At 63.2% G+C, this 21,468-nt stretch carries 17 protein-coding genes and 1 pseudogene; 9 read left to right on the top strand and 9 right to left on the bottom strand.

The features are described 5' to 3' along the window. Positions 1-61 precede the first annotated feature (61 nt). From CHU94_RS02445 to purU, 3 genes are all read left to right on the top strand, one after another. Positions 62-1,258, top strand: a complete 1,197-nt coding sequence (locus CHU94_RS02445) for a DUF3108 domain-containing protein (protein WP_141211363.1) — start codon at positions 62-64, stop codon at positions 1,256-1,258. A 66-nt stretch (positions 1,259-1,324) separates the two neighbouring features. Next, positions 1,325-1,627 carry a DUF3567 domain-containing protein gene (locus CHU94_RS02440; RefSeq protein ID WP_094476397.1) on the top strand — a complete coding sequence of 101 codons (303 nt, stop codon included), beginning with the start codon at positions 1,325-1,327 and terminating at the stop codon, positions 1,625-1,627. 101 nt (positions 1,628-1,728) lie between these two features. Continuing rightward, positions 1,729-2,577, top strand: a complete 849-nt coding sequence (gene purU, locus CHU94_RS02435; RefSeq protein WP_094476395.1) for a formyltetrahydrofolate deformylase — start codon at positions 1,729-1,731, stop codon at positions 2,575-2,577. Positions 2,578-2,607: 30 nt separating this feature from the next. On the opposite strand, the gene CHU94_RS02430 is transcribed toward purU, so the two are convergent. The 3 genes from CHU94_RS02430 to CHU94_RS02420 form a co-directional block, all read right to left on the bottom strand. Further along, positions 2,608-4,305: a methyl-accepting chemotaxis protein gene (locus CHU94_RS02430; protein ID WP_255033758.1), complete on the bottom strand. Its 1,698-nt coding sequence runs from the start codon at positions 4,303-4,305 to the stop codon at positions 2,608-2,610. Positions 4,306-4,342: 37 nt separating this feature from the next. Then, entirely contained in the window at positions 4,343-5,203 is an 861-nt protein-coding gene (asd, locus tag CHU94_RS02425) for an archaetidylserine decarboxylase (protein WP_094476393.1), read from the bottom strand. A 256-nt stretch (positions 5,204-5,459) separates the two neighbouring features. Then, positions 5,460-6,038, bottom strand: a complete 579-nt coding sequence (locus tag CHU94_RS02420; RefSeq protein ID WP_094476437.1) for a polymer-forming cytoskeletal protein — start codon at positions 6,036-6,038, stop codon at positions 5,460-5,462. 150 nt (positions 6,039-6,188) lie between these two features. Here CHU94_RS02420 and CHU94_RS02415 point away from each other — a divergent pair, with 150 nt between their 5' ends. Continuing rightward, positions 6,189-7,061, top strand: coding sequence for a LysR substrate-binding domain-containing protein (locus CHU94_RS02415; protein ID WP_094476391.1), 873 nt, complete (start codon positions 6,189-6,191; stop codon positions 7,059-7,061). 71 nt (positions 7,062-7,132) lie between these two features. Beyond that, positions 7,133-8,635 (top strand): FAD-linked oxidase C-terminal domain-containing protein, encoded by a 1,503-nt coding sequence (locus CHU94_RS02410; protein ID WP_094476389.1) that lies wholly within the window; start codon positions 7,133-7,135, stop codon positions 8,633-8,635. A 12-nt stretch (positions 8,636-8,647) separates the two neighbouring features. On the opposite strand, the gene CHU94_RS02405 is transcribed toward CHU94_RS02410, so the two are convergent. Then, complete coding sequence (locus CHU94_RS02405; RefSeq protein WP_176451901.1) at positions 8,648-9,055, bottom strand: hypothetical protein; 408 nt, start codon at positions 9,053-9,055, stop codon at positions 8,648-8,650. 210 nt (positions 9,056-9,265) lie between these two features. On the opposite strand from CHU94_RS02405, the gene CHU94_RS02400 reads away from it, so the two are divergent. Next, the gene (locus CHU94_RS02400; RefSeq protein ID WP_303396083.1) at positions 9,266-9,562 is read left to right on the top strand and encodes a Bor family protein; all 297 of its coding nucleotides are present in this window, start codon (positions 9,266-9,268) and stop codon (positions 9,560-9,562) included. A gap of 63 nt (positions 9,563-9,625) precedes the next feature. Here the strand turns inward: CHU94_RS02400 and CHU94_RS02395 are convergent. The 3 genes and pseudogenes from CHU94_RS02395 to CHU94_RS02385 form a co-directional block, all read right to left on the bottom strand. After that, a pseudogene (locus CHU94_RS02395) lies at positions 9,626-11,437 on the bottom strand (carboxyl transferase domain-containing protein); the annotation flags it as partial. An 86-nt stretch (positions 11,438-11,523) separates the two neighbouring features. Next, positions 11,524-12,183, bottom strand: a complete 660-nt coding sequence (locus tag CHU94_RS02390; protein WP_094476385.1) for a ProQ/FINO family protein — start codon at positions 12,181-12,183, stop codon at positions 11,524-11,526. A 33-nt stretch (positions 12,184-12,216) separates the two neighbouring features. Continuing rightward, on the bottom strand, positions 12,217-13,074 hold the full coding sequence (locus CHU94_RS02385) for a phytanoyl-CoA dioxygenase family protein (RefSeq protein ID WP_094476383.1): 858 nt from the start codon (positions 13,072-13,074) through the stop codon (positions 12,217-12,219). 102 nt (positions 13,075-13,176) lie between these two features. Here CHU94_RS02385 and CHU94_RS02380 point away from each other — a divergent pair, with 102 nt between their 5' ends. Next, on the top strand, positions 13,177-14,184 hold the full coding sequence (locus tag CHU94_RS02380) for an asparaginase (protein ID WP_094476381.1): 1,008 nt from the start codon (positions 13,177-13,179) through the stop codon (positions 14,182-14,184). After that, on the top strand, positions 14,181-15,095 hold the full coding sequence (gene rocF, locus CHU94_RS02375; RefSeq protein ID WP_094476379.1) for an arginase: 915 nt from the start codon (positions 14,181-14,183) through the stop codon (positions 15,093-15,095). The genes CHU94_RS02380 and rocF overlap by 4 nt, the downstream gene beginning before the upstream one ends. Before the next feature lie 12 nt (positions 15,096-15,107). Here rocF and CHU94_RS19635 read toward each other — a convergent pair whose 3' ends face one another. Both CHU94_RS19635 and CHU94_RS19630 read right to left on the bottom strand, forming a co-directional pair. Continuing rightward, positions 15,108-17,516 (bottom strand): Cache 3/Cache 2 fusion domain-containing protein, encoded by a 2,409-nt coding sequence (locus CHU94_RS19635; protein ID WP_094476377.1) that lies wholly within the window; start codon positions 17,514-17,516, stop codon positions 15,108-15,110. An 89-nt stretch (positions 17,517-17,605) separates the two neighbouring features. After that, positions 17,606-19,021, bottom strand: coding sequence for a methyl-accepting chemotaxis protein (locus CHU94_RS19630; protein ID WP_303396082.1), 1,416 nt, complete (start codon positions 19,019-19,021; stop codon positions 17,606-17,608). 236 nt (positions 19,022-19,257) lie between these two features. On the opposite strand from CHU94_RS19630, the gene CHU94_RS02360 reads away from it, so the two are divergent. After that, the gene (locus tag CHU94_RS02360; protein ID WP_141211361.1) at positions 19,258-21,450 is read left to right on the top strand and encodes a bifunctional diguanylate cyclase/phosphodiesterase; all 2,193 of its coding nucleotides are present in this window, start codon (positions 19,258-19,260) and stop codon (positions 21,448-21,450) included. Positions 21,451-21,468 lie beyond the last annotated feature (18 nt).

Raw genomic sequence — 21,468 nt, 5'->3', positions numbered from 1 at the left:
AATGGGAGCCAAGCGCCCGTGCATTAAACTGAAACCCAGCCCTCACGCGATTGTCCAGCCCATGCTTCTGACCCTGCCTGCTGCCCCCACCTCTGCGCTCTCCCCCGCCGTGGCAAGGCATGGGCGCACACTGGCAGCAGCGGTGGTGGGCGTTCTACTGGCGCATTGGCTATTGCTGGGCCAAGGCCTCTTGTGGCCCCTGGATTGGACATACTCCAGCGCCAGCCGCGGCGAGAATGCCGATGGCCCCGGCACGCCGATCCTGCAGACCCGCACGATCGCCCCCTCCGTGCCGACCGCCGCAGTGCTTACCCCCCCCGTGGCACCCGCGCTGCCGCTCGCACCCGAGCCGACGCTGCGCCAGGTACCCCGGTTCACGCCACTGCCCGAGCCCCCCGCCAATGCGAGGGAGGAGGACACGGACTCTGAGGACGCCCCCCAAGATTTGGCATCAAATTTAGCTTCAAGCCCCGTGGATACTGCGCAAGCAGCTCCTAAAAACATAGCAAACATGGAGCCGTCACAGCCGCCATCCGGCCCGGACGGGGGCAAGCAGGGCGCCGTGGCTACGTCCATGCTGGCAGCCGGCACCGCCCTGGCCAGCAATGCCCCACTGCGCCTGACCTACCCCGAGCCCGCGCGCCTGAAGTACGAGGTACGGGCCGAGGTCAAAGGCATCTCAATCAGCCTCAACGGGGAACTGCTGTGGCAACACGATGGCAAGACCTATAACAGCCGACTGGAGTTCAGTCACTTTTTGCTGGGTTCGCGCATGCAAACCAGCAAGGGCACCCTGGGTCCGCAGGGCCTGGAGCCGATACGCTTTGGCGACAAAGTGCGCAGCGAGGTGGCGGCCCACTTTGACCGCAGCGCCAATAAAGTCACCTTCAGCGCCAATACGCCAGATGTACCGCTCACCCCGGGCATGCAAGACCAGCTCAGCGCCGTGCTGCAACTCAGCGCCATGATGGGTGGTGAACCGCAGCGCTACCCGGCTGGCACCCAGATTCCGTTTGAAGCCATCGGGCCCCGTTCGGTCGAATCCTGGACCATGGTGGTGGGCAATACCGAAAAGCTGACGCTGCCTGGCGGCGAAGTGAGTGCTATCAAGCTGTCGCGCGGCGCGGTAGGGCCTTATGGCAACCGTGCAGAAATCTGGCTGGCGCCCAGCATGGGCTACCTTCCAGTACGCATACGCCTGACCGAAGCCAACGGGGATGTGGCGGATAAATTGTGGCGAAGCACGCAGGCGCCTTAAACCCTGTTACTCTTGAAACCGCGAAGATGGTGTCCAAATACGGTCTATCTCTTGTTGGTGAACACAATGCACACTTTGTACGACTCTGAATCTTTCTCCGTCACCCACATGCTGGCCAACGGCGAGCCAGACGGCGTACACACCGAAAAAACCGAACGCCACCCCCAGGGCGTTCCCATGCTGGCGCGGCACGGCTTCGAGATTGTGGACAAACGCTCGGGCAAAGAGGTCTACCTCGATGGCTCCTGGGCCGAGCTGTTCCAACAGCATATTCAGGCCTGGCAGGTGAACACCCCCACCCAAGAAGAAGTGGAGGACACGCTGGATCAGTACGCCGTGCTGGCACAAAACCCGGTGGTCGTTCACTAGACCTGCTCCACCACCCGCACCAGAGGGGCTCTTCGGAGCCCCTTGTGCTTTCCAATCCCTATACACCGGCGCCTGCCGAGGAACTGCGACAATCTCGCCCCATGAGCCAGACCTACATCCTTACCTTTTCCTGCCCCGACCGCCTGGGTCTGGTGCATGCCGTCTCGGGCTTTTTGCTGGAGCGCGGTGGCAATATCGAAGAAGCCGCCCAGTACAACGACCACGACACCGGCCTGTTTTTCATGCGCGTGCAGTTCAGCTGCAGCCAGCTCAGCCACGCCGACCTGCGCAACCAGCTAGCCAGCTTTGCCGAGCCGCTGCAATTGCAGTGGAGCCTGCACGCCACGGCCCAGCCCATGCGCACAGTGCTCATGGTCAGCAAAGAAGGCCATTGCCTCAACGACCTGCTGTTCCGCTGGAAAAGCGGGCTGCTGCCACTGGACATCCGTGCCATCGTCAGCAATCACCGCGAGTTCTACCAGCTAGCGGCCAGCTACAACGTGCCCTTCCACCACATCCCGGTCACAGCGGCCACCAAGGCACAGGCCGAGGCGCGCGCGTTTGAAGTGATCGAATCCGAAGGCGCCGAGTTGGTGGTGCTTGCGCGCTACATGCAGATCTTGAGCGACGACCTGTGCCGCAAATTGTCAGGCCGCGCCATCAATATCCACCACAGCTTCTTGCCCAGCTTCAAGGGTGCCAAACCTTACTACCAGGCACATGACCGCGGCGTGAAGCTCATCGGTGCCACCGCCCACTACGTGACGGCCGACTTGGACGAAGGCCCCATCATCGAACAGGATGTGGCCCGCGTGGACCACAGCAAAACAGTGGAAGACCTGACCGCTATGGGCCGTGACACAGAGAGCCAGGTTCTGGCCCGCGCCGTCAAGTGGCACAGCGAACACCGCGTGCTGCTCAACGGCCACAAGACCGTCATCTTCAAATAGCGGCGGCGTGGCGTGCGGGCCGGAATTCGACTACAGGTCGAAACGTCCCACCAGCTGATCCAGTGACTGGGCTTGTTCGTCCAGGGACTGGGCGGCGGCGGCGGCCTCCTCCACCAGTGCCGCGTTCTGCTGGGTGCTGTCGTCCAGCTGGGCGACGGCGCGGTTGATCTCTTCGATGCCCGCACTTTGCTGCAGCGACGCGCCGGAGATTTCCTCCATGACCGTGCTGACCTGCTGCACGCTCTGCGACATTTCGGCAATGGTCTGACCGGCTTGGTGCGCCAACTGCGCGCCATCCTTCACCTGGGCAGTAGAGGCTTCGATCAGCGCATTGATCTCACGCGCAGCCTTCGCACTGCGCTCGGCCAGCGAGCGCACCTCGGCCGCGACCACGGCAAAACCGCGGCCCTGTTCGCCTGCGTGGGCGGCTTCCACCGCGGCGTTCAGGGCCAGGATGTTGGTCTGGAAGGCAATGCCCTCGATCACGCCAATATTGGCGTGGATGGCCTCGGTGCTCTTGCTGATTTTGTCCATCGTGGCCACCACGCTGGCCACGACCTCGCCGCCTTGCTGGGCCGAACGTGTGGCCAAGCCCGAAAGCTGGGCCGCCTGGGTGGCGCTGTCGGCATAACGCTTGGCAATGGCGGCCATTTGTTCCACATTGGTGGTAGTTTTCTCCAGCGAGGCGGACTGTTGCTCGGTGCGCTGCGACAAATCCAGGTTGCCCATGGAGATCTCGCGCGAGGCGTTGGCCACTTGCTTGGAGCTGCTGGCGATCTCTCGGATGGTGTCGGCCAACTTGCCCTGCATGTCGCGCAGCGAGTACAGCAAACTCTCCGTGTCCTTGGGCTCCAGGCGGATTTGCATGGACAGGTCACCCTGGGCGATGCGGCTGGCAATCGACTTGGCGTAGGCAGGTTCACCCCCCAGCTGGCGCAACAAGCGGCGGGTCACCCAGCCACTGATCACCAAGGACAGCACCAACAGCAGCGCCATGATGCCGACCACCCAGGTCTGCGAAGACTGGTAAATTGCGCCCGCGTCCACGATGGTGGCTTCGGCAGACTTGGAGCGCTGCTCTACCAAGGCGTCCACAATTTTTTCCAGTTTGCGGGTGTCATTGAGCAAACGCGCGTCCTCGGTGGGCACATCGGTGCTCATCTGCATCAGGTCCAGCGGCTGCTCCTTGACCAGGGCAATGTAGGCCCGCTGACGCTTGGTCCAGCTGGCCATTGCGTCGATCAGTTGCTGGCTGGTGGTGGTGCTTTCTTCTGTGGTGGCCAAGCCCTTGATGGTTTCGAGGCGCTTGGCAATCTGCGTCAGGCTGGCTTCGATGTCGGAACCCAGGGTGTCACGCTCGGCCGCAGTAGTGGCAGTCAGCAGCTGGGTTTGGGCCCGGCTGGCACGCAGGATCAAGCCCCGCGCCTGCTCCGCTGCTTGGCCGGCCACAAACTCCTGTTCGTAAATGGCTTTGGTCGAGGCGTTGAGCCGCCCCATCTGGAACAACGAGAAGACACCGATGGCGACAGCCCCGGCCAGCACACAGGCAAACGCCAGCCACAAACTGGCCCGAACCGACAAGGACTCCAGCGCAGCAACACGTGGCAAGGTGGCTCGGCGGTAGCCGCTGCCCATATCGTCCGCACTGGGGGTATCACCCTGCGGCTCGGGGACAGGCGGCAGGCCCGTGGCCAGGGTCAACGCAGTCTCAGAGGACGAAGCTTGCATACCAAACACTCCAACAGTTGTGCAGTCTCCCTGCGACTCAGGATACCGGTTTTTCCTGGGCATCGCCCATTTTTTCGCCCAGGCACACCGGCTTGCCGGCAGTCCAAGCACCGTCGAACGCGAGTCGGTCGCGCCCAAACAGCATCACAACGGTAGACCCAAGCAAGAAGCGTCCCATCTCGTCCCCTTGCTTCAAAACCACTGCATTGGCGTCGTAGTGCCACTCGGTAATCTGGGGCAAGCGCGGCGGATTCACGACGCCATGCCACACCGTGGCCATGCTGCCCACCACGGTGGCCCCCACCAAGGTGAGCACAAAGGGGCCATGTGCAGAGTCGAATACGCAGACCACACGTTCGTTGCGTGCAAACAGGCCAGGCACGCCACGCGCAGTGGTGGGGTTCACCGAGAACAGGTCACCCGGCACATAAATCATGCGGCGCAACACGCCGTCGCAAGGCATGTGAATGCGGTGGTAGTCGCGCGGGCTCAGGTAAATGGTGGCGAAGCTGCCGTTGTCAAACTGCGCGGCCAGTTTGGTATCGCCCCCCACCAGCGCCGTGGTGCTGTAGTGGTGGCCTTTGGCCTGGAAAATCTGGTCTTGGTGGATAGCGCCAAATTGGCTGATCGCCCCGTCAACCGGGCAGACAAAGGGCGCGGCAGCGAGTGGACGCGCACCGTCTTTCAAGGCGCGGGTGAAAAACTCGTTGAAGGTGGGGTAGGCCGCAGGGTCTGGATTGGCGGCTTCGGCCATATTGACCTTGTAGCGCCCGATGAACCAACGAATCAGCGCGGTAGTGGCTTTGCCGCCGCGGGCGCCGGCAACCACACCGGCAAAGGCAGTCAGGGCTTTTTTGGGGAGCAGGTACTGCGGGAGTACGGCGAGGGTGTCAGACACAGGGCAACTCCCGAGAGGAAAAAGAGCGCCATTCTACTGACGCCCCCTCGGCCGAAATAGGCTTTGCTCTCGGGGAAAACACGGTGCCTGGGCAGCTTTGCCCTGCTTAGCGCCCAGTTCAGCGGGGACATTAGCTTTGCTGATGGTATGGCGAAGGCGCGATGCCTCTCCAAGCTCTCAGCAGGCAGGAAAGACTGGCAAACACACAATAACGCCTTGCGATGATTGCCATGCACCCACCCGAAACACCCCGGTGTCAGGCCGCGTTGAGCAAGCCCATTTTTGCGGGTGGCAGCGCCTCGGCCCGGTGGGTAGAACCAAACTGGATGTCGCCCATCAACTGACCTCCTTCCTGGATCACCACCTTGCCGTAACGGATTTTGCCGGTAACGCGACCGGTGGCGTAAATCACCAGCTTCTCGCGCACCGTGAGATTCCCGTTGAACTCCCCGTGGATCTCCGCATAGTCAATTTCTGCCGAGCCCTTGAACGCACCGTTCTCGGTAATTTGCATCACGCGGGAGTCCATCGTGGCTTCCACCATGCCCTCAACCACCAGGGTGTCACAGTCGGTGATTTCAACACCCTTGAGCTTGATATTGGGGCCCACCGTGAGTTGGCTGCCACCCTCTTTGAGCGGCGCGCCCAATGGCGGAGGCACGGGCTTGCTGACTGCGGGGGCGATAGGCGTGTCGGGCGCCATAACCGGGGCGGCGGCATGCGCAGCACTCTGTGCGCTGGCGCCCGAGGCCCCTCCTGTCGGGCCTTGGCCTGTGGAACGGTTGGTAAGGGAGTCGGCGGGGCGCTTGCCGAAAAACGGGGCTTGCATGGTCATCAGGATGCTCTCCAAGTTGAAGGAAACCCATCGTAGGCCGCCACCCTCGTAGCAATCTTTGGCCAATTGCAACAACCCTGGCTCAAATGCCCCGAAATGTTGCAAGTGTCACCGCCGCCAGACGACGCCCGCTGGTGGCATCATTGCCCCATGAGCGCCTCCCGCATCCCCCCCATCCAATGCCTGCTGACCTTTGAAGCGCTGGCGCGGCTGCGTTCGGTGACGCTGGCGGCGGAAGAACTGTTTGTGACACCCAGCGCCGTGAGCCACCGGGTGCGCCAGCTGGAGCAGATCATTGGCACCAAGTTGTTTGGCCGGGCCGACTTTTCGCTGACCACCGAGGGCAGCGAGTACCTGGCCCATGTGCGCGAGGGGCTGGCTATCCTGCAGAAATTCCCCAGTGCGTCGGCTGCGCCCGGCAAGCGCAAGTTGCGCTTGGCAGTTACGCCCACGTTCTCGCGCTCCATCCTGATTCCCCGCTTGCGCCAATTTACAGACGCTTACCCGGAGATTGACCTGACCTTGCAGGTCTCCATCCCGCTCTTGGATGTGGTGGCCGAGGACGCGGACCTGATGGTGCGCTTTGGCCCTGGCCGCTATGCCGACATGGAGCACGCGCTCTTGATGAAGGACGAGGTGACGCCGCTGGCCTCGCCCGCCTTTGTGCGCGAGCATGGGCCGTTTGAGACACCGCAGGACCTGGCCAACCTGCCCTTCTTGCGCAGCCCGCTCGAACCCTGGCGCACCTGGTTTGCCGCCAACGGGCTGGACTGGCCCGAGCCGGTGGACGGCTCCCAGTTCAATGACATTGGCCTGATGTGCGACGCCGCTGCCGCCGGCATGGGCGTAGGCCTGGTGCGCCTCAAGCTGGGCGCCCCCTGGCTAGACAACGGCGCGCTGGTGCGCCTGTACGACCACAACGTGCCCAGCCCCCACGCCCACTACCTGTGCTGGCGCACCGGCGCACTGGACCGCTGGGAAGTGGCGGCCTTTGCCGACTGGTTGAAAAAAGCGGTGGGCTAAGCCCCAAGATTCTTCAACCCACAACGGCTGGCTTTCCACTAGAGTGCAACCCACACCGCCAGAGAGTCACCATGAACGCACCCGCTACCGCCAGCACCCAAAATTTGCTATCAAAAGCAGAGCTGCTCGCGCAGATTCTGCGGGGGCTAGCACCCTATTTGGCTCCGCATTCCCTGCTGTACCAGACGGAAGACACCACGCCCTACGAGTGCGACGGCCTGACCGCCTACCGGCAGCGTCCGCTGCTGGTGGCCCTGCCGGAGACCGAGGAACAGGTGGCTGCGGTGCTGCGCGTGTGCCATGGCCTGAACGTGCCGGTGGTGGCGCGCGGTGCGGGCACCGGCCTGTCGGGTGGGGCCATGCCGCATGCGCTGGGCGTGACGCTGTCGCTGGCCAAGTTCAACAAGATTGTGAAGCTGGACAAGCGCAGCCGAACCGCCGTGGTGCAGTGCGGCGTGCGCAACCTGGCCATCAGTGAGGCGGCCGCGCCGCTGGGCCTGTACTACGCGCCCGACCCGAGCAGCCAGATTGCCTGCACGATTGGTGGCAACGTGGCCGAAAACTCGGGCGGCGTGCACTGCCTTAAGTACGGCCTCACGCTGCACAACGTGCTGAAGGTGCGCGGCTTCACCATGGAAGGCGAGCCCATCGAGTTTGGTGGCGATGCGCTGGACGCGCCGGGCTACGACCTGCTGAGCGTGCTGGTGGGCAGCGAGGGCATGCTGGCTGTCATCACCGAAGTGACCGTGAAGCTGGTGCCCAAGCCGCAATTGGCGCGCTGCATCATGGCCAGTTTTGACGACCTGCGCAAAGCGGGCGATGCGGTGGCCGCCGTCATTGCGGCGGGCATCATCCCCGCCGGGCTGGAGATGATGGACAAGCCCATGACGGCCGCGGTGGAAGACTTTGTGCACGCGGGCTATGACCTCTCAGCGGAGGCGATCCTGCTGTGCGAGAGCGATGGCACGCCCGAAGAGGTGGAAGAAGAAATCGGCCGCATGAGCGAAGTGCTGCGCGCGGCGGGCGCGACCGGCATCGCGGTCAGCAACAGCGAGGCCGAGCGCCTGCGCTTCTGGAGCGGGCGCAAAAACGCCTTCCCCGCCAGCGGCCGCATCAGCCCCGACTACATGTGCATGGACAGCACCATCCCGCGCGCGCGCCTGGCCGACATCCTGCTGGCGATTGCGGAGATGGAGAAGAAGTACCAGCTGCGCTGCGCCAATGTGTTCCACGCGGGCGATGGCAATCTGCACCCGCTGATCCTGTTCGACGCGAACGATGCCGACCAACTACGCCGCTGCGAGCTGTTTGGCGCCGAGATTCTGGAGACCAGCGTGGCCATGGGCGGCACGGTGACGGGAGAACACGGCGTAGGTGTGGAAAAACTCAACAGCATGTGTGTGCAGTTCAGTGCCGAGGAGAACGCGCAGATGGTGGCGCTGAAGGAAGCGTTCGACCCCAAGGGCCTGCTCAACCCCGGCAAGGTGATCCCCACGCTGCAGCGCTGCGCCGAATACGGAAAGATGCTGGTGCGCGCCGGGCAGATCAAGCACCCGGACCTGCCACGCTTCTAGGTCACTGGCGCGTCAGAAGCGGGAGCTGATGACGAAGTTGACCGCGCCCGCTTCGCCCACGAAGGCCTGGTACTGGAAGGTCTGGCCGAAGGCCGTGGTCTGCGAGGAGCGCCACTGCGCCATCATGCTTTTGCCATTCGGGTCGTAGGCCAGCGACAAGGGACTGCCTGAGAAATTGGTCAGCGAAAGGCCTACCGTCTTGCGCGGCTGGACGCCGGGCGCAGCCAAACGGCTGTCAAAAGCGACCAGGTAGTCCTTGACGGAGTCCTCCAGCTGCTGGCGCTGCCCATCGGCACGGTGCACCATGGCACGGTCGGAGGCCCCCATGGGGGCCGCAGGCAAGACAGGCTCAGGCGCCAATGCCTGGGCCCACACTCCTGGTGCCAAGCAAGCCATCCACACCGTCCGAAGTAAATACACGACAAGCCTCCACGTCACTTGGGCCCACTATGGCACGGTCAGGCAGCTTAGAAAAGAGGAAAACCCGGGGGGTGCTGTAACAAATTGCAGGAATGCAGCCCCACGCCAACGCTGCGTTTTTCATCTTGACGGCCGTGCCCAAGCCGGTTTCAATGACTCCAGCCCGTATTGCACAGGCTTGTGTGTTCACTCACTTTGGGAGATTCTGGAATGATGAAATCAGCTTTCACCGTTATCGCCGCCGTCGCGCTGCTGAGCGGTTGTGCCAACCAACGCTTCAACGTGGCGGGCGAACTCTCGGCCATGCCAACTGCCAAGGCCGAAGACAGCCAAACCTTCTTCGTCAGCGGCATTGGGCAAATGAAGTCGGTGGATGCCGGCAAGGTGTGCGGCGGTGCTGACAAGGTCACGGGCGTCGCAGTGGAGCAATCTGCCACCGACGTGCTGTTTGGCATGATCACCCTGGGCATCTACACACCACGTACTGCCCGCGTGTACTGCAAGTAAGGCCGCTCCCGCACCCCTGCAAGCCCCTCTCCGAGGGGCTTTTTTAATGGGCCGCTACGGGCTCTACCAAGAGTCAATGGCAGGTCCGCCGAAGGCTTGCACCTTGCCCGCTTCCAACCCGGCAATCAGCCAGTCCCGCGTATCCGCCGGGTCGACCACCGCGTCGATCTCCAGCGTCGCTGCCATGTTGAGACTGCTGCCCGCCGCCACCTGCTGGGCCAGCAGACGCTGGAACAGGGCGTCGCGCTCCGCGCCCTCAGGCAGGGCTTCCAACTCCTTGCGGTAGCCCAGGCGCACCGCGCCCTCCAGCCCCATGGCGCCAAACTCGCCCGTGGGCCAGGCGGCAATCGCCAGCGGTGCCTGAAAGCTGCCCGCCGTCATGGCCATGGCGCCCAGGCCATAGCCCTTGCGCAGCACCACACTCAGATACGGCACGCGCAAATGCGCTGCGGCAATGAACATGCGGCTCACATGGCGCACCTGGGCCGTGGCCTCGGTGTCCGGCCCGACCATGAAGCCCGGCGTATCCACCAGACTGACAATGGGCAAACCGTGTGCGTTGCACAGCTGCAGAAAGCGCGCAGCTTTATCGGCCGCATCGGCATCAATGGCGCCCCCCAGGTGGGCCGGATTGTTGGCCAGCACGCCCACGGGGCGGCCCGCAATGCGCACCAGCGCCGTATGGATGCCAAGGCCAAACCCCGCCCGCAGGTAGAGCACGCTGCCCACGTCGGAAATACCCTCCACCGCGACGCGGGTGTCGTACACGCGCAGACGGTTCTCGGGCACGACCTCACGCAACATCGTCGCATCGGGTGCGGTCCATTCCGTAGTACGGCTCTGGAAAAACGACAGGTAGTGGCGCGCCACCACCACAGCCTGCGCCTCGTCATCCACCAGCACATCGATCACGCCATTGGCATGCTGCACGCCGCTGGGGCCAATCTGCTCGGGCTTGAAAACGCCCAGGTCGCCACCCTCCACCATCGCCGGGCCACCCATGCCGATGTTGCTGGCGCGCGTGGCAATCACTACATCGCTGCAACCCAGCAGCGCCGCGTTGCCTGCAAAACAACGCCCCGCGGCAATGCCAATCACCGGCACCTGGCCGTTCAGGCGCGCAAAGCTGGCAAAGGTGCCTACATGCAGGCCCGCCACGATGGGCATGTCCACATCGCCGGGCCGCCCACCGCCACCCTCGGCAAACAGCACCACGGGCAGCTTATGCTGCAGGGCAATGCCCAGCATGCGGTCCGTCTTCTGGTGGTTGCGCATTCCCTGGGTGCCAGCCAGCACTGTAGCGTCGTAAGCCATCACCACAGTGCGCTGGCCGTTCACCGTGCCAATGCCGGTGACCATGCCATCGGCCGGTGTGTTCTGCACCAGGTCCGCCTCAGTGCGACGGCTGCGCTGCGCCGCCACAGCCAGCGCGCCATATTCCAAGAAGGAGCCAGCGTCGCACAAGTCGGCAATGTTCTCGCGCGCACTGCGCAAGCCTTGCGCGTGGCGCTTGGCCATGGCTTCGGGGCGGCTTGCGTCGGCAGTGAAAACCATGCGATCGCGCAGCGCCTGGAGGTCGGCGCGCACGCCGGTAGCGGCAGTTACCGGGTTAACTTGCGGGGCGAGGCTGGATGCCAAATTCGCATCCAACCCCCGTGGAATATGCGCCAGCAGCTCCCAATTCAGTAGCGCGTCTTTCTCCGGCACCAGCTCCCCCACGCCGTAGCAGAGGTGGGTGACACGGCCCGCAGCCGGCGCACGCACCTCGTGCTCCATCTTCATGGCTTCCAAAATGACGAGCACGTCGCCAGCGGCAACCGTCTGGCCGGGCTGCACCAGCCACTGGACGACACTGGCTTGCAGGGGGGAGATGATGTTGGGCATGGCGGCCATTGTGGGCCGCCTACCGATCATCCACCGTCAATTCGGGGACAAGGCGTAGATCGGAAGTAGGCGTTCAGTCAGGCCACGGTCGCACGCGCCAGCATCCGGCTCACTGCGCGTGGATCCAAACCGTACATGTCGGCAAAAACGTCGAGAGACTTGCCGCTGGCCTTGAATGCTTTCAACAGCGCTTCGGTCTTGGCAGCGCGGGCACTGGCCTCGGCCATGGCTTCGTCCAGCACGGCGTTGGCGGCTTCGTCACGACCACGCACCAGCTCTGCATAGGCCAGGGGCGTCAGGCCCGAGGCCTCGCAGGCCACCACGATGCGCTGCACGAGCTTGGGGCGCAGGTCTTCCTTGCTGCGGGTTTGGCGGCGGCGGAAGACTTCCAGCAGGGCGTGGTGCACATGCTCGGGCGCCATGGCTTCCACGGGCTGGCCTTGCAGGTCGTGCCGGTCTTGGCCAGTCGCCACGACCGTCAGGTAACGGGTGGATCGCGCGTGGTAGGCCAAGGCCGCCTTGAGGCTATCGCGCTCAAACGTACCAGGGTGCGCGTCGAGCAGATCCTGAAAAATGCCGCGCTTCATGGGGAGGAAGGTGGCGCCAAACATGTGGGGGTAAAACGCCGCCATCTTTTCCAGCACCGGGAACACATCAGGTCTGGACGCACGTTGGCGGTTTGCCGCTGGAGCGTCAGCGGTCGGTGTTTCGGTCGGGGTGGGCAACGTGTCGGTCATGTCAGTTCAGGATGGCGGGAGAAAAGCCCTCCATCATGACAGCAGAAAGCCGCGCACGGGATCATCGGCCCCGCGTTGCAGCCAATTGGTCGCTGCATATTCCGTACTCGCGTCCGTGGCATGCAAGGTATAGGCATGCCGCGACACGGCGGACCGGTTGGGTGCGCTGTAGTGCGGCAGCAGGCCGTGGAAGACCACCAGCGCGCCGGCCTTCACCTCCAACGGAATGGCATTCACATTGCTGGCCGGCCAGGGCGTGGCGTCCAATTTATTCATGGTGATTGCGTCACCACGGCGCTCAAAACGCTCGCGCAACACACCGCGCGGGCCACGGTGGCCGCCGGGTTCGGTCCACAAACATCCGTTGTCCAGGGTGGCGTCTTCCAGCGCAAACCAGAAGGTGGTGACGCTGATGGGCGTGGTGTCGAAGAAGGTGGCGTCCTGGTGCCAGCCCACCTCGCCGCCAATGCCGGGCTGCTTGAAGATGTACATGGACTGCCAGACTTGCGGCTGGGTCAGGCCCACATCGGCGGCCACCTCGGCCAGCGCAGCCCCGTGGCTAAAGGCTTCAAACACGGGGTCTTTGTCGTGCAGCGCATGGCCGATCTTGTTGATGGACAGGGCCTTGGCCTGGCGCAGCTCGCCATCGGGGCCGAATGCTTCTTCTTCAAAGAAGCAGCTGACCCGGTCGGCGGAGTTCAGGAAATAGTGGTCCACCTTGCGTACCTGGTCGTTGGTGGTGAAGATGGTCTTGCTCTCATTGGGGTCAAAAGCCTCAACAATGGCCTCGGCCCGGGCGCGCACGGCGGCAATCTCGGCAGCGGACTTGAAGTTGGGCAGGATGATGAATCCGTCTTCGTGGTAGCGGGTTTTCTGTTCAAGGGTGAGCATGGGCTATGCAAAGTTGGGCTGTGGCAATAGCGTTTCAGTATAGACAGCCTGAGCACGCGCGCAGCCAAATCGGATACGCTTGCTCGCAGGAGAACCCGCACTGTGAAACTCGCACCCCTCATCGAACTTACCCGCGGCGGCACGCCCGAATGTCTGCACTTCGGCGCAGTGGCCGTGGTCAACCGGAGCGGACAGCTCAAGGCCTTTGCGGGCGACCCGCACTTGGTCACCTTCACCCGCTCCACGCTCAAGGCCCTGCAGGCCCTGCCCTTTGTGGAAGCCGGTGGCCCTGCGCAGTTTGGCTTTAGCCAAGCCGAAAACGCCTTGCTATGTGCCAGCCACAATGGCGAGCCCATGCATGTGGATGGCGCCAACAGCATGCTGGAAAAAGCGGGTCACACCTATAAGACACTGCGCTGCGGCTGCCATGTGCCGCTGCAATTCACCTACTTTGACAAGAGCGCGCCCGAGGGTGCGACCTATACCGAAGCTCATAACAACTGCAGCGGCAAACACGCGGGCTTTGTGGCCTATTGCGTGCAACACGGCCTGCCGCTGGACGACTACACCGCCCCCGACCACCCGCTGCAGCAGGCGATTGCCCGCGATGTGGCGCGCGCCGTGGGCATGGAGGTGCAGGACATGCCCATAGGCATAGACGGCTGCTCGGCCCCCAACTTCGCGATGCCACTCTCCAATCTGGCGCGCGGCTATGCGCGACTAGCCAGTGGCGCGCAGGACGCCGAGTTTGGCGCCAGCTTCGCCCTGCTGAGCGAGGCCATGACGGATCACCCGGAGATGGTCAGCGGCACCGGTCGCAACGACCTGGACTTCATGCGCGTGGGTCGGGGCGACTGGGTCAGCAAGGTGGGCGCGGACGGCGTGCAGGTGGTGGGCAGCAAGAGCCGGGGCGAGGCCTTTGCGCTCAAGATCATTGATGGCAACAAGCCCGCGCTGTTTGCCGCCAGCGTGGAAGTGCTGGACCAGCTAGGCTGGCTGGACGACGCGCAACGCACAGCGCTGCAGCCCTGGCGTGCGGCCGAGATTCGCAACGCGCGCGGTCTGCTGGTGGGCGAACGCCGGCCCGTTTTCCAATTGGAGACTCCATGAACACCCGCGTCAGCCTGATTGGTGCGCCCACGGACATTGGTGCGGGCAGCCGCGGCGCCAGCATGGGGCCCGAGGCCCTGCGCGTGGCCAACATTGCCAGCGTGCTGCAAAGCCACGGGCTGGAGGTGCTGGACAAAGGTAACCTGAGCGGCCCGGCCAACCCCTGGCTGCCGCCCGTGAACGGCTACCGCCACCTGCCCGAGGTAACGGCCTGGAACCGCAGCCTGCATGACGCGGTCTATACCGAGCTGCAACGCGGGCGCCTGCCCATCGTACTGGGCGGGGACCATTGCCTGGGCATTGGGTCCATCAGCGCCGTGGCGCGCCACTGCCGCGATGCGGGCAAGAAACTGCGTGTGCTGTGGCTGGACGCCCATGCCGACTTCAACACCAACACGCTCACGCCCAGCGGCAACATCCACGGCATGCCCGTGGCCTGCCTGTGCGGCTTTGGCCCCCAAGAGCTGATCGAGATTGGCGGCCATGTGCCCGCCATTTCACCGAAGTGGGTGCGACAGATTGGCATCCGCAGTGTGGACGAGGGCGAGAAACGATTTGTGCATGAGCAAGACCTGGAAGTCTTCGACATGCGCTACATCGACGAGATGGGCATGCGCGCGGCCATGGAGCTGGCGCTCGCCTTGATGGACGTGAACACCCACCTGCATGTGAGCTTTGACGTGGATTTTCTGGACCCCGACATTGCGCCCGGCGTGGGCACCACCGTGCGCGGCGGCCCCACCTACCGCGAGGCGCAGCTCTGCATGGAGATGATTGCCGACACCGGCCGCCTGGGCAGCCTGGATGTGTTTGAACTCAACCCCGCGCTGGACGAGCGCAACCGCACGGCGGAAGTGGCGGTGGACCTGATCGAGTCGCTGTTTGGCAAGAGCACGCTGATGCGCAAATAGCGCCTCACCCGCTCAAGCGGCGCCGCACTCTTTCTTCAGTTGCACGATCAGGCGGGTGACCGTAGAGGACGCGTCCGAGAACGGCGTACCGTTGCCCAGCATGTCTTGCGCGCGTGCGACTTGCCCTTGGTTGATCGTTTGCGCCACCTGGCCAGCAGCGATGTGGAACTTTTGGTGGGCCTGAATCAGCGCGCTGAAACTGGGTGCAGCGCCACATTTGCCACTGGCTCCCGGCCCGTGCAGCCACTTGCCCAATTCACAGCAGTCATCGCGACTCACCGTTTCTGCATCCAGGCTTTCGTGGCGTTGCGCGGCCAGGCGCAATTTGGAGCGCCAGTCGGCGTGGGCCTTGATGGCGTTGTCGAGGCTGATGCCCAAGCCACCGGCCAGCAGACGCGGCGCAGCCGCCGGAGCCGCAGCCAGCGCAGGTGCAGGGCCTCCGGCACCGGCCGTGTTGCCACGGAAGACGGCTACGGTTTGCACCAGCTCCTGCGCTTGGGTGCGCAAACTGCCTGCAGCCGCGGCCATTTCCTCTACCAGCGCGGCATTTTGCTGGGTGGCCTGGTCCATCTGCGCAACCGCATGCCCCACCTGCGCCACGCCTTCGTTTTGAGCGGAGCTGGCGGTACTGATCTCGCCCATGATCTCGGTCACCCGGCGAATGCTGTCTACCACCTCGGTCATGGTGGCGCCCGCCTGATCGACCAAGGCGGTGCCGTGTTCCACCCGCTCCACACTCGCGTTGATGAGTTGTTTGATCTCCTTGGCGGCATCAGCGCTGCGCCCTGCCAAAGACCGCACCTCACTGGCCACCACGGCAAAACCGCGTCCTTGTTCACCAGCTCGCGCAGCCTCCACCGCAGCGTTCAAGGCCAGGATGTTGGTCTGAAAGGCAATGCCATCGATCACACTGATGATGTCGGCAATCTTGGCGGACGATTCGTTGATGCCCTTCATGGTTTCCACCACCTGCCCCACCACAGCACCGCCCCGTTCGGCCACACTCGACGCACTTTGCGCCAGCGAGTTAGCCTGCTGAGCTCCGTCCACGTTTTGCCGCACGGTGTGGGCCAGGGCATCCATGCTGGCCGAGGTTTGTTGCAATGCGCTCGCCTGCTGCTCGGTGCGAGCAGACAAGTCCTGGTTACCGTGGGCAATCTCGGAGCTGGCCGTCGACACGCTTTCTGCCCCCTGGCGCACCGCCTGCACCACCTGTGTCAGGCCGCTGCCAATTTGGTTCATTGCCGCCGTGAGCTGGCCAATTTCGTCGCCGCTACGGGACTCCAGCTGCACCGTCAAATCGCCCTGGGCAATGCGCTGCGCAGCATCGCTGGCCAGGGCCAGGGGGCGGCTCACCATATTGCGCAACACCAGATACACCGCACCTGCGGTGAGCAGCACCATGAGCACACCAATACCCGCAAACAGATTGCGCAGCTGCCGCACTTCAGCGGTGTACTCATCCACATAAGTGCCGCCAGCGATCACCCAGTTCCAGTTCTTCAGATACGAGAAAGCGACCACTTTGTCACGCGCCCGAGTCTCACCCAATTCCTTGTTGATCCAGGGGTAGCGGATAAAACCGTCCTTCTGCTCCAGCATTTCCTTGATGAACTCACGCCCGTCCGGTGTCTTTGTGTCCAGCAGGTTTTGACCTTCCGCTGCCGGGTGGACAATCAGGGTCCCGTAGCTTTTGCCGGGCCGCGCGTCCAGCACATAAAAATAGCCAGTCTTGCCGATCTTGAGGGCTCGCAAAGTAGCCTTGAGGTTGACCAGGTACTCGGTAAAGTCCAGCCCCACAAAGGACAGGCCCACCACAGCACCGCTGGCATCCTTGATGGGGTCGTAGCGGGTCATGTACTGGCGGCCAAACAAGGTCGCCAAGCCCACAAAGCTGCCCCCTTCCAGGGTGGCTTTGTAGCCCGGGTGTGCACGGTCCAGCAAGGTGCCCACGGCACGATCACCCTTTTCATTTTTCAGGGAAGTCGTGATGCGCACAAAGTCATCCCCAGTCTTGGCAAACACGGTTGCCACGGCTCCGGTGCTGGCGGTGAACTTGTCGACCAAATCAAATTGCAGGTTCAGCGGCTGGCCATTCAATGCCAGCGCAGGGGTGGCTTTGCCCGCAATGTCGATGGTGGTGCTTTCCAGCGTAAATGTGCCACTCAGGTTGCTTTGAAAGGCCTTGGCCAAACCATTGGTACGGCTGCGCAAATCCTTGTCCGACTCATCGACAAGATCTACCACCAGCTTGGTTTTTTCGGCCACTTCACTGTTGGCTCGGTCCTCAATGACCTTGCCCAGCGAATACCCGATGACCGTGATGAGCAGTGCAAAAAATGCGCCCACCAACACCAACACACTGGCCGAAACTTTGGCCCCCACACCCCAGGCCCGGCGACCCGATTGCACTGTTTCCATTACGACATCCCAGTTATGGAGAACCCTCCACGCGGGGCACTCCGGTTACTCCTTGGCATTTTGCATGCCAATCGCGCGAAATACCGGGTTTAAGCGTGAAACACCGCCACCGTTTGCACCAGGTCCTGCGCTTGGCTGCGCAGGCTGCCCGCGGCAGCGGCCATTTCCTCCACCAGCGCTGCATTCTGTTGGGTGGCTTGGTCCATTTGGGCCACCGCATCGCGAACCTCGGCCACCCCGCTGGCTTGGGCAGCACTGGCAGCGCTGATCTCCCCCACTATTTCAGTCACTCGGCGGATGCTGCCCACCACCTCGGTCATGGTTTCCCCCGCGTGGTTGACCAGCGCGCTACCCTGCTCTACCCGCTCCACGCTGGCGCTGATGAGCTGTTTGATCTCCTTGGCAGCATCAGCGCTGCGCCCAGCCAAGGACCGCACCTCACTGGCCACCACGGCAAAACCGCGTCCTTGTTCACCAGCTCGCGCAGCCTCCACCGCAGCGTTCAAGGCCAGAATGTTGGTCTGAAAGGCAATGCCATCGATCACGCTGATGATGTCGGCAATCTTGCGGGAACTGTCGTTGATGCCCTGCATGGTCTGCACCACCTGGGCGACCACTTCACCGCCCTTGGAGGCAGTTTCGCTGGCAGCCATGGCCAGAGAGTTGGCTTGGCGGGCATTGTCAGCAGAAAGGCTGACCGCACCGGTCAGTTGGCCCATGCTGCTGGCGGTGCGCTGCAAATTCGCCGCCGTTTGCTCGGTGCGGTTGCTCAGGTCCTGGTTGCCACTGGCGATTTCGGAGCAAGCGACCTCGATGCTGGCGGAGCTGCTGCGCACCGCGGCCACGGCCGCTTCCATGCGGCCCAGCGTGGCCTTGAGCGAATCACCGCCACGGGTGCTGGTCACGGTATTGCGCACGTTGAGTGAAATGCTGTCTTCCCGGTTCACCTGGGCGACCAGAATGCGCAATTCGTCCCCTTCGCGTGCGGCGCGGGCCATATTGACCGCCATCACAGACTCCACCCCCGCCTGGGTCACCACATACAGCGCGTGAATAACGATGCGACCCAAGTCCGGCTCGGTGATGCAATACAAGCCAAAGCCAGCGGCTTGCAGGCGGTCAAATGCCACGTGGTGCACCGCGAACAGGGCCGCGCCAAAGATGATGACGCGCCAGTCGCGATAGACCAGAAAAAGCGCCAGCGCCACAAACACACCAAAGTGCATCTCCGACATGCCACGCGCCAGCTGGATGTGCAAGGCCACAAAAGACACCAGCACAAAGGTCAGCACAAAGCGGCTGGCCACGGTGTAGCGCGCCAATCCGAAGACGGCAAAGGCTAACGCCAGCAGGAGCAGTGTCACAGTGAGGGCCAGGCCCGAGTCGACAAAATTCACGCCCAAGGCGATGCTGAGCACCGCCGCCAGGCAGATGTAGCTGAGTAGGACGCGGTCACCCAGCATGGCCAGGGCCTCTGTGCTGGAGGTTGGTTTTTTGGATGTCATGGAAGCTCCAACGGATGGCGATAAGGGGAAGCGGCAGGGGCAAACGGCGGAACGGATCCAGTCTACGGGGTGGCTCCGCAGACCACCGGGTCAATCAACGGCCTTTGCCACCCTTATTTCAGTGCGCGCCCACGCCCCCGTACAGAGGGCAAGCCACGATGGCGGTGGCACGCAGTTTGCGTTAGAGTCAAAAAATTGATGGGCGACTGCCCGTTGCCACTGTGCAGGCCGGTGCCGTGATTCCAGACTCTGACCCCCAACCCCCGACCGCCGAAACGACGACCTCTGCACTGGAGGCGCTGCACCTGCCCCACCGGTTCCGGGCGTGGAGCGGCTCCCAGTTTGAAGACGAAGACGACAGCGACAACCTTTGGAAACTGGCGCTGGAGGGCTCTGGCGCTGGAGCGTGGGACTGGAACCTGGTCACCGGCGAGCAAATCCATTCCCAGCGCTGGCAACAAATGCTGGGCTATGAGGTCGGCGAAATTGCCCACGCCAACCATGAATTCGTGAGCCGTGTACACCCGGACGACTTGTCCACGGTGAGCACCGCCTTTACCAACTACTTGCAAGGCCGCAGCCCCAGCTACGCGGCGGACTTGCGCCTGCGTTGCAAAGATGGCAGCTGGAAATGGATCCACACCCGGGGCACCGTGGTCAGCCGAGACGCCCAAGGCCAGCCGCTGCGCATGATTGGCACCCACACCGACATCTCGGAGCGCAAAGCAGCGGAGGCTGCCCTGCGCGACAGTGAAGAGCGCTGGAAACTGGCGCTGGAAAGCACGGGCGATGGCGTGTGGGACTGGCACATTGCCACCGGGCGAGAGTACTTCAGCAAACGACTGGTGGAGATGTACGGTTTTACCGAGGACGAACTGGCAAACCGGCCCGATGAGCTGGACCAACGCACCCACCCGGACGATCTGGCCCCCATGCAACAGGACCGCCAGGCCCACTTTGACGGTCTGACGCCAACCTACTCCAACGAACACCGTGTGCAGTGCAAGGACGGCAGCTGGAAGTGGGTACACACGCGGGGCATGGTAATCAGCCGCGATGACCAGGGTCGCCCGCTGCGCATGATCGGTACACACACTGACATCACCGACCGCAAAAGCGCCGAAGCGCTGGTACGCCAGCACGCCTACTTCGACCCCCTGACCGGCCTGCCCAACCGCCGCATGCTGCGTGACCGGCTGGAGCAGGAGATCAAACGCAGCCGGCGCGACGGCCTGCAACTGGCGATTCTTTTCATCGACTTGGACCATTTCAAGGAAGTGAATGACACCCTGGGCCACGACAACGGCGACCTGCTGCTGCTGGAAGCAGCTCAGCGCCTGCGCCAGTGCGTACGTGAGTGCGACACCGTGGCCCGCATGGGCGGTGACGAGTTCACCGTGCTGCTGACCGAGCTGGCACCCGACACCAACCTAGAGCACCTGCTGCACAAACTGCTGCAGACCATGGCCCAAGTGTTTCAACTGGGGCAGGAGCAGGTGTTTGTGTCGGCCAGCGTGGGCGTCACGCTCTATCCGGCCGATGGCACCGAGGTCGAAGCACTGTACAAAAACGCCGACCAAGCCTTGTATGTGGCCAAGGACGCGGGGCGCAACCGCTTCAGCTTTTTCACCCCGGCCCTGCAGGAGGCGGCCCTGACCCGCGCCCGCCTGACCAACGACCTGCGCCACGCCATGGGCCTGCAACAGCTGCAGCTGCTCTACCAGCCGATCGTGGCGCTGGCCAATGGTGCCGTGCACAAAGCCGAAGCCCTGCTGCGCTGGCAGCACCCCGAGCGAGGCTTGATCAGCCCGGCCGCCTTCATCCCGATGGCAGAAACCAGCGGCCTGATCGTGCCCATGGGCGACTGGGTGTTTGAACAAGCGGTGTTGCAGGTGCAAGCCTGGCGTCGCAGCCTGGCGCCCCATTTCCAGATCAGCATCAACACCTCACCGGTGCAGTTCCAACACAGCCACTCGCCCGACACCAACTGGGTGCGGCGTCTGGCAGCGCTGAACCTGCCAGGCGACGCCCTGTCCATCGAAATTACCGAGGGCGTGCTATTGGACAGCAACGACAGCGTGACCGCCAAGCTGCTGGAATGGCGCGATGCCGGATTGCAGGTGGCGCTGGACGACTTTGGCACGGGCTACTCCTCCCTGTCGTACCTGCTGAAGTTCGACATCGACTTCATCAAGATTGACCAGTCTTTTGTACGCGACCTGCAACCAGCGTCCAGCAATTTCACGCTGTGCAAAGCCATGGTGGCCATGGCCCATGCACTGGGCCTGCAAGTGGTGGCCGAAGGTGTGGAGACCGCCCAGCAACGCGACCTGCTGGTGCAGGCCGGTTGCGACTATGCACAAGGCTACTTTTTTGCCAGGCCCATGACGGCCGAGGCGTTGGCCGACTGGGTGGCCACGCGAACCTAGGCTCGTGCAGCCCCAGCG

The organism is Rhodoferax sp. TH121 (genome assembly GCF_002251855.1).
Classification (GTDB): Bacteria; Pseudomonadota; Gammaproteobacteria; order Burkholderiales; family Burkholderiaceae_C; genus Allorhodoferax.
Note: the sequence above shows the minus strand (reverse complement) of the source record. Positions and strands in the feature narration are given on the sequence as shown.

What these genes read in the sequence shown, in the direction of transcription:
- CHU94_RS02410 (WP_094476389.1), top strand. Translation starts at nt 7,133, where the DNA reads ATGAACGCACCCGCTACCGCCAGCACCCAAAATTTGCTATCAAAAGCA.
- rocF (WP_094476379.1), top strand. Translation starts at nt 14,181, where the DNA reads ATGAACACCCGCGTCAGCCTGATTGGTGCGCCCACGGACATTGGTGCG.
- CHU94_RS02430 (WP_255033758.1), bottom strand. Translation starts at nt 4,305, where the DNA reads ATGCAAGCTTCGTCCTCTGAGACTGCGTTGACCCTGGCCACGGGCCTG.
- CHU94_RS02420 (WP_094476437.1), bottom strand. Translation starts at nt 6,038, where the DNA reads ATGACCATGCAAGCCCCGTTTTTCGGCAAGCGCCCCGCCGACTCCCTT.
- CHU94_RS19630 (WP_303396082.1), bottom strand. Translation starts at nt 19,021, where the DNA reads ATGACATCCAAAAAACCAACCTCCAGCACAGAGGCCCTGGCCATGCTG.
- purU (WP_094476395.1), top strand. Translation starts at nt 1,729, where the DNA reads ATGAGCCAGACCTACATCCTTACCTTTTCCTGCCCCGACCGCCTGGGT.
- CHU94_RS02445 (WP_141211363.1), top strand. Translation starts at nt 62, where the DNA reads ATGCTTCTGACCCTGCCTGCTGCCCCCACCTCTGCGCTCTCCCCCGCC.
- CHU94_RS02440 (WP_094476397.1), top strand. Translation starts at nt 1,325, where the DNA reads ATGCACACTTTGTACGACTCTGAATCTTTCTCCGTCACCCACATGCTG.
- CHU94_RS02415 (WP_094476391.1), top strand. Translation starts at nt 6,189, where the DNA reads ATGAGCGCCTCCCGCATCCCCCCCATCCAATGCCTGCTGACCTTTGAA.
- CHU94_RS02390 (WP_094476385.1), bottom strand. Translation starts at nt 12,183, where the DNA reads ATGACCGACACGTTGCCCACCCCGACCGAAACACCGACCGCTGACGCT.
- CHU94_RS19635 (WP_094476377.1), bottom strand. Translation starts at nt 17,516, where the DNA reads ATGGAAACAGTGCAATCGGGTCGCCGGGCCTGGGGTGTGGGGGCCAAA.
- CHU94_RS02385 (WP_094476383.1), bottom strand. Translation starts at nt 13,074, where the DNA reads ATGCTCACCCTTGAACAGAAAACCCGCTACCACGAAGACGGATTCATC.
- CHU94_RS02400 (WP_303396083.1), top strand. Translation starts at nt 9,266, where the DNA reads ATGATGAAATCAGCTTTCACCGTTATCGCCGCCGTCGCGCTGCTGAGC.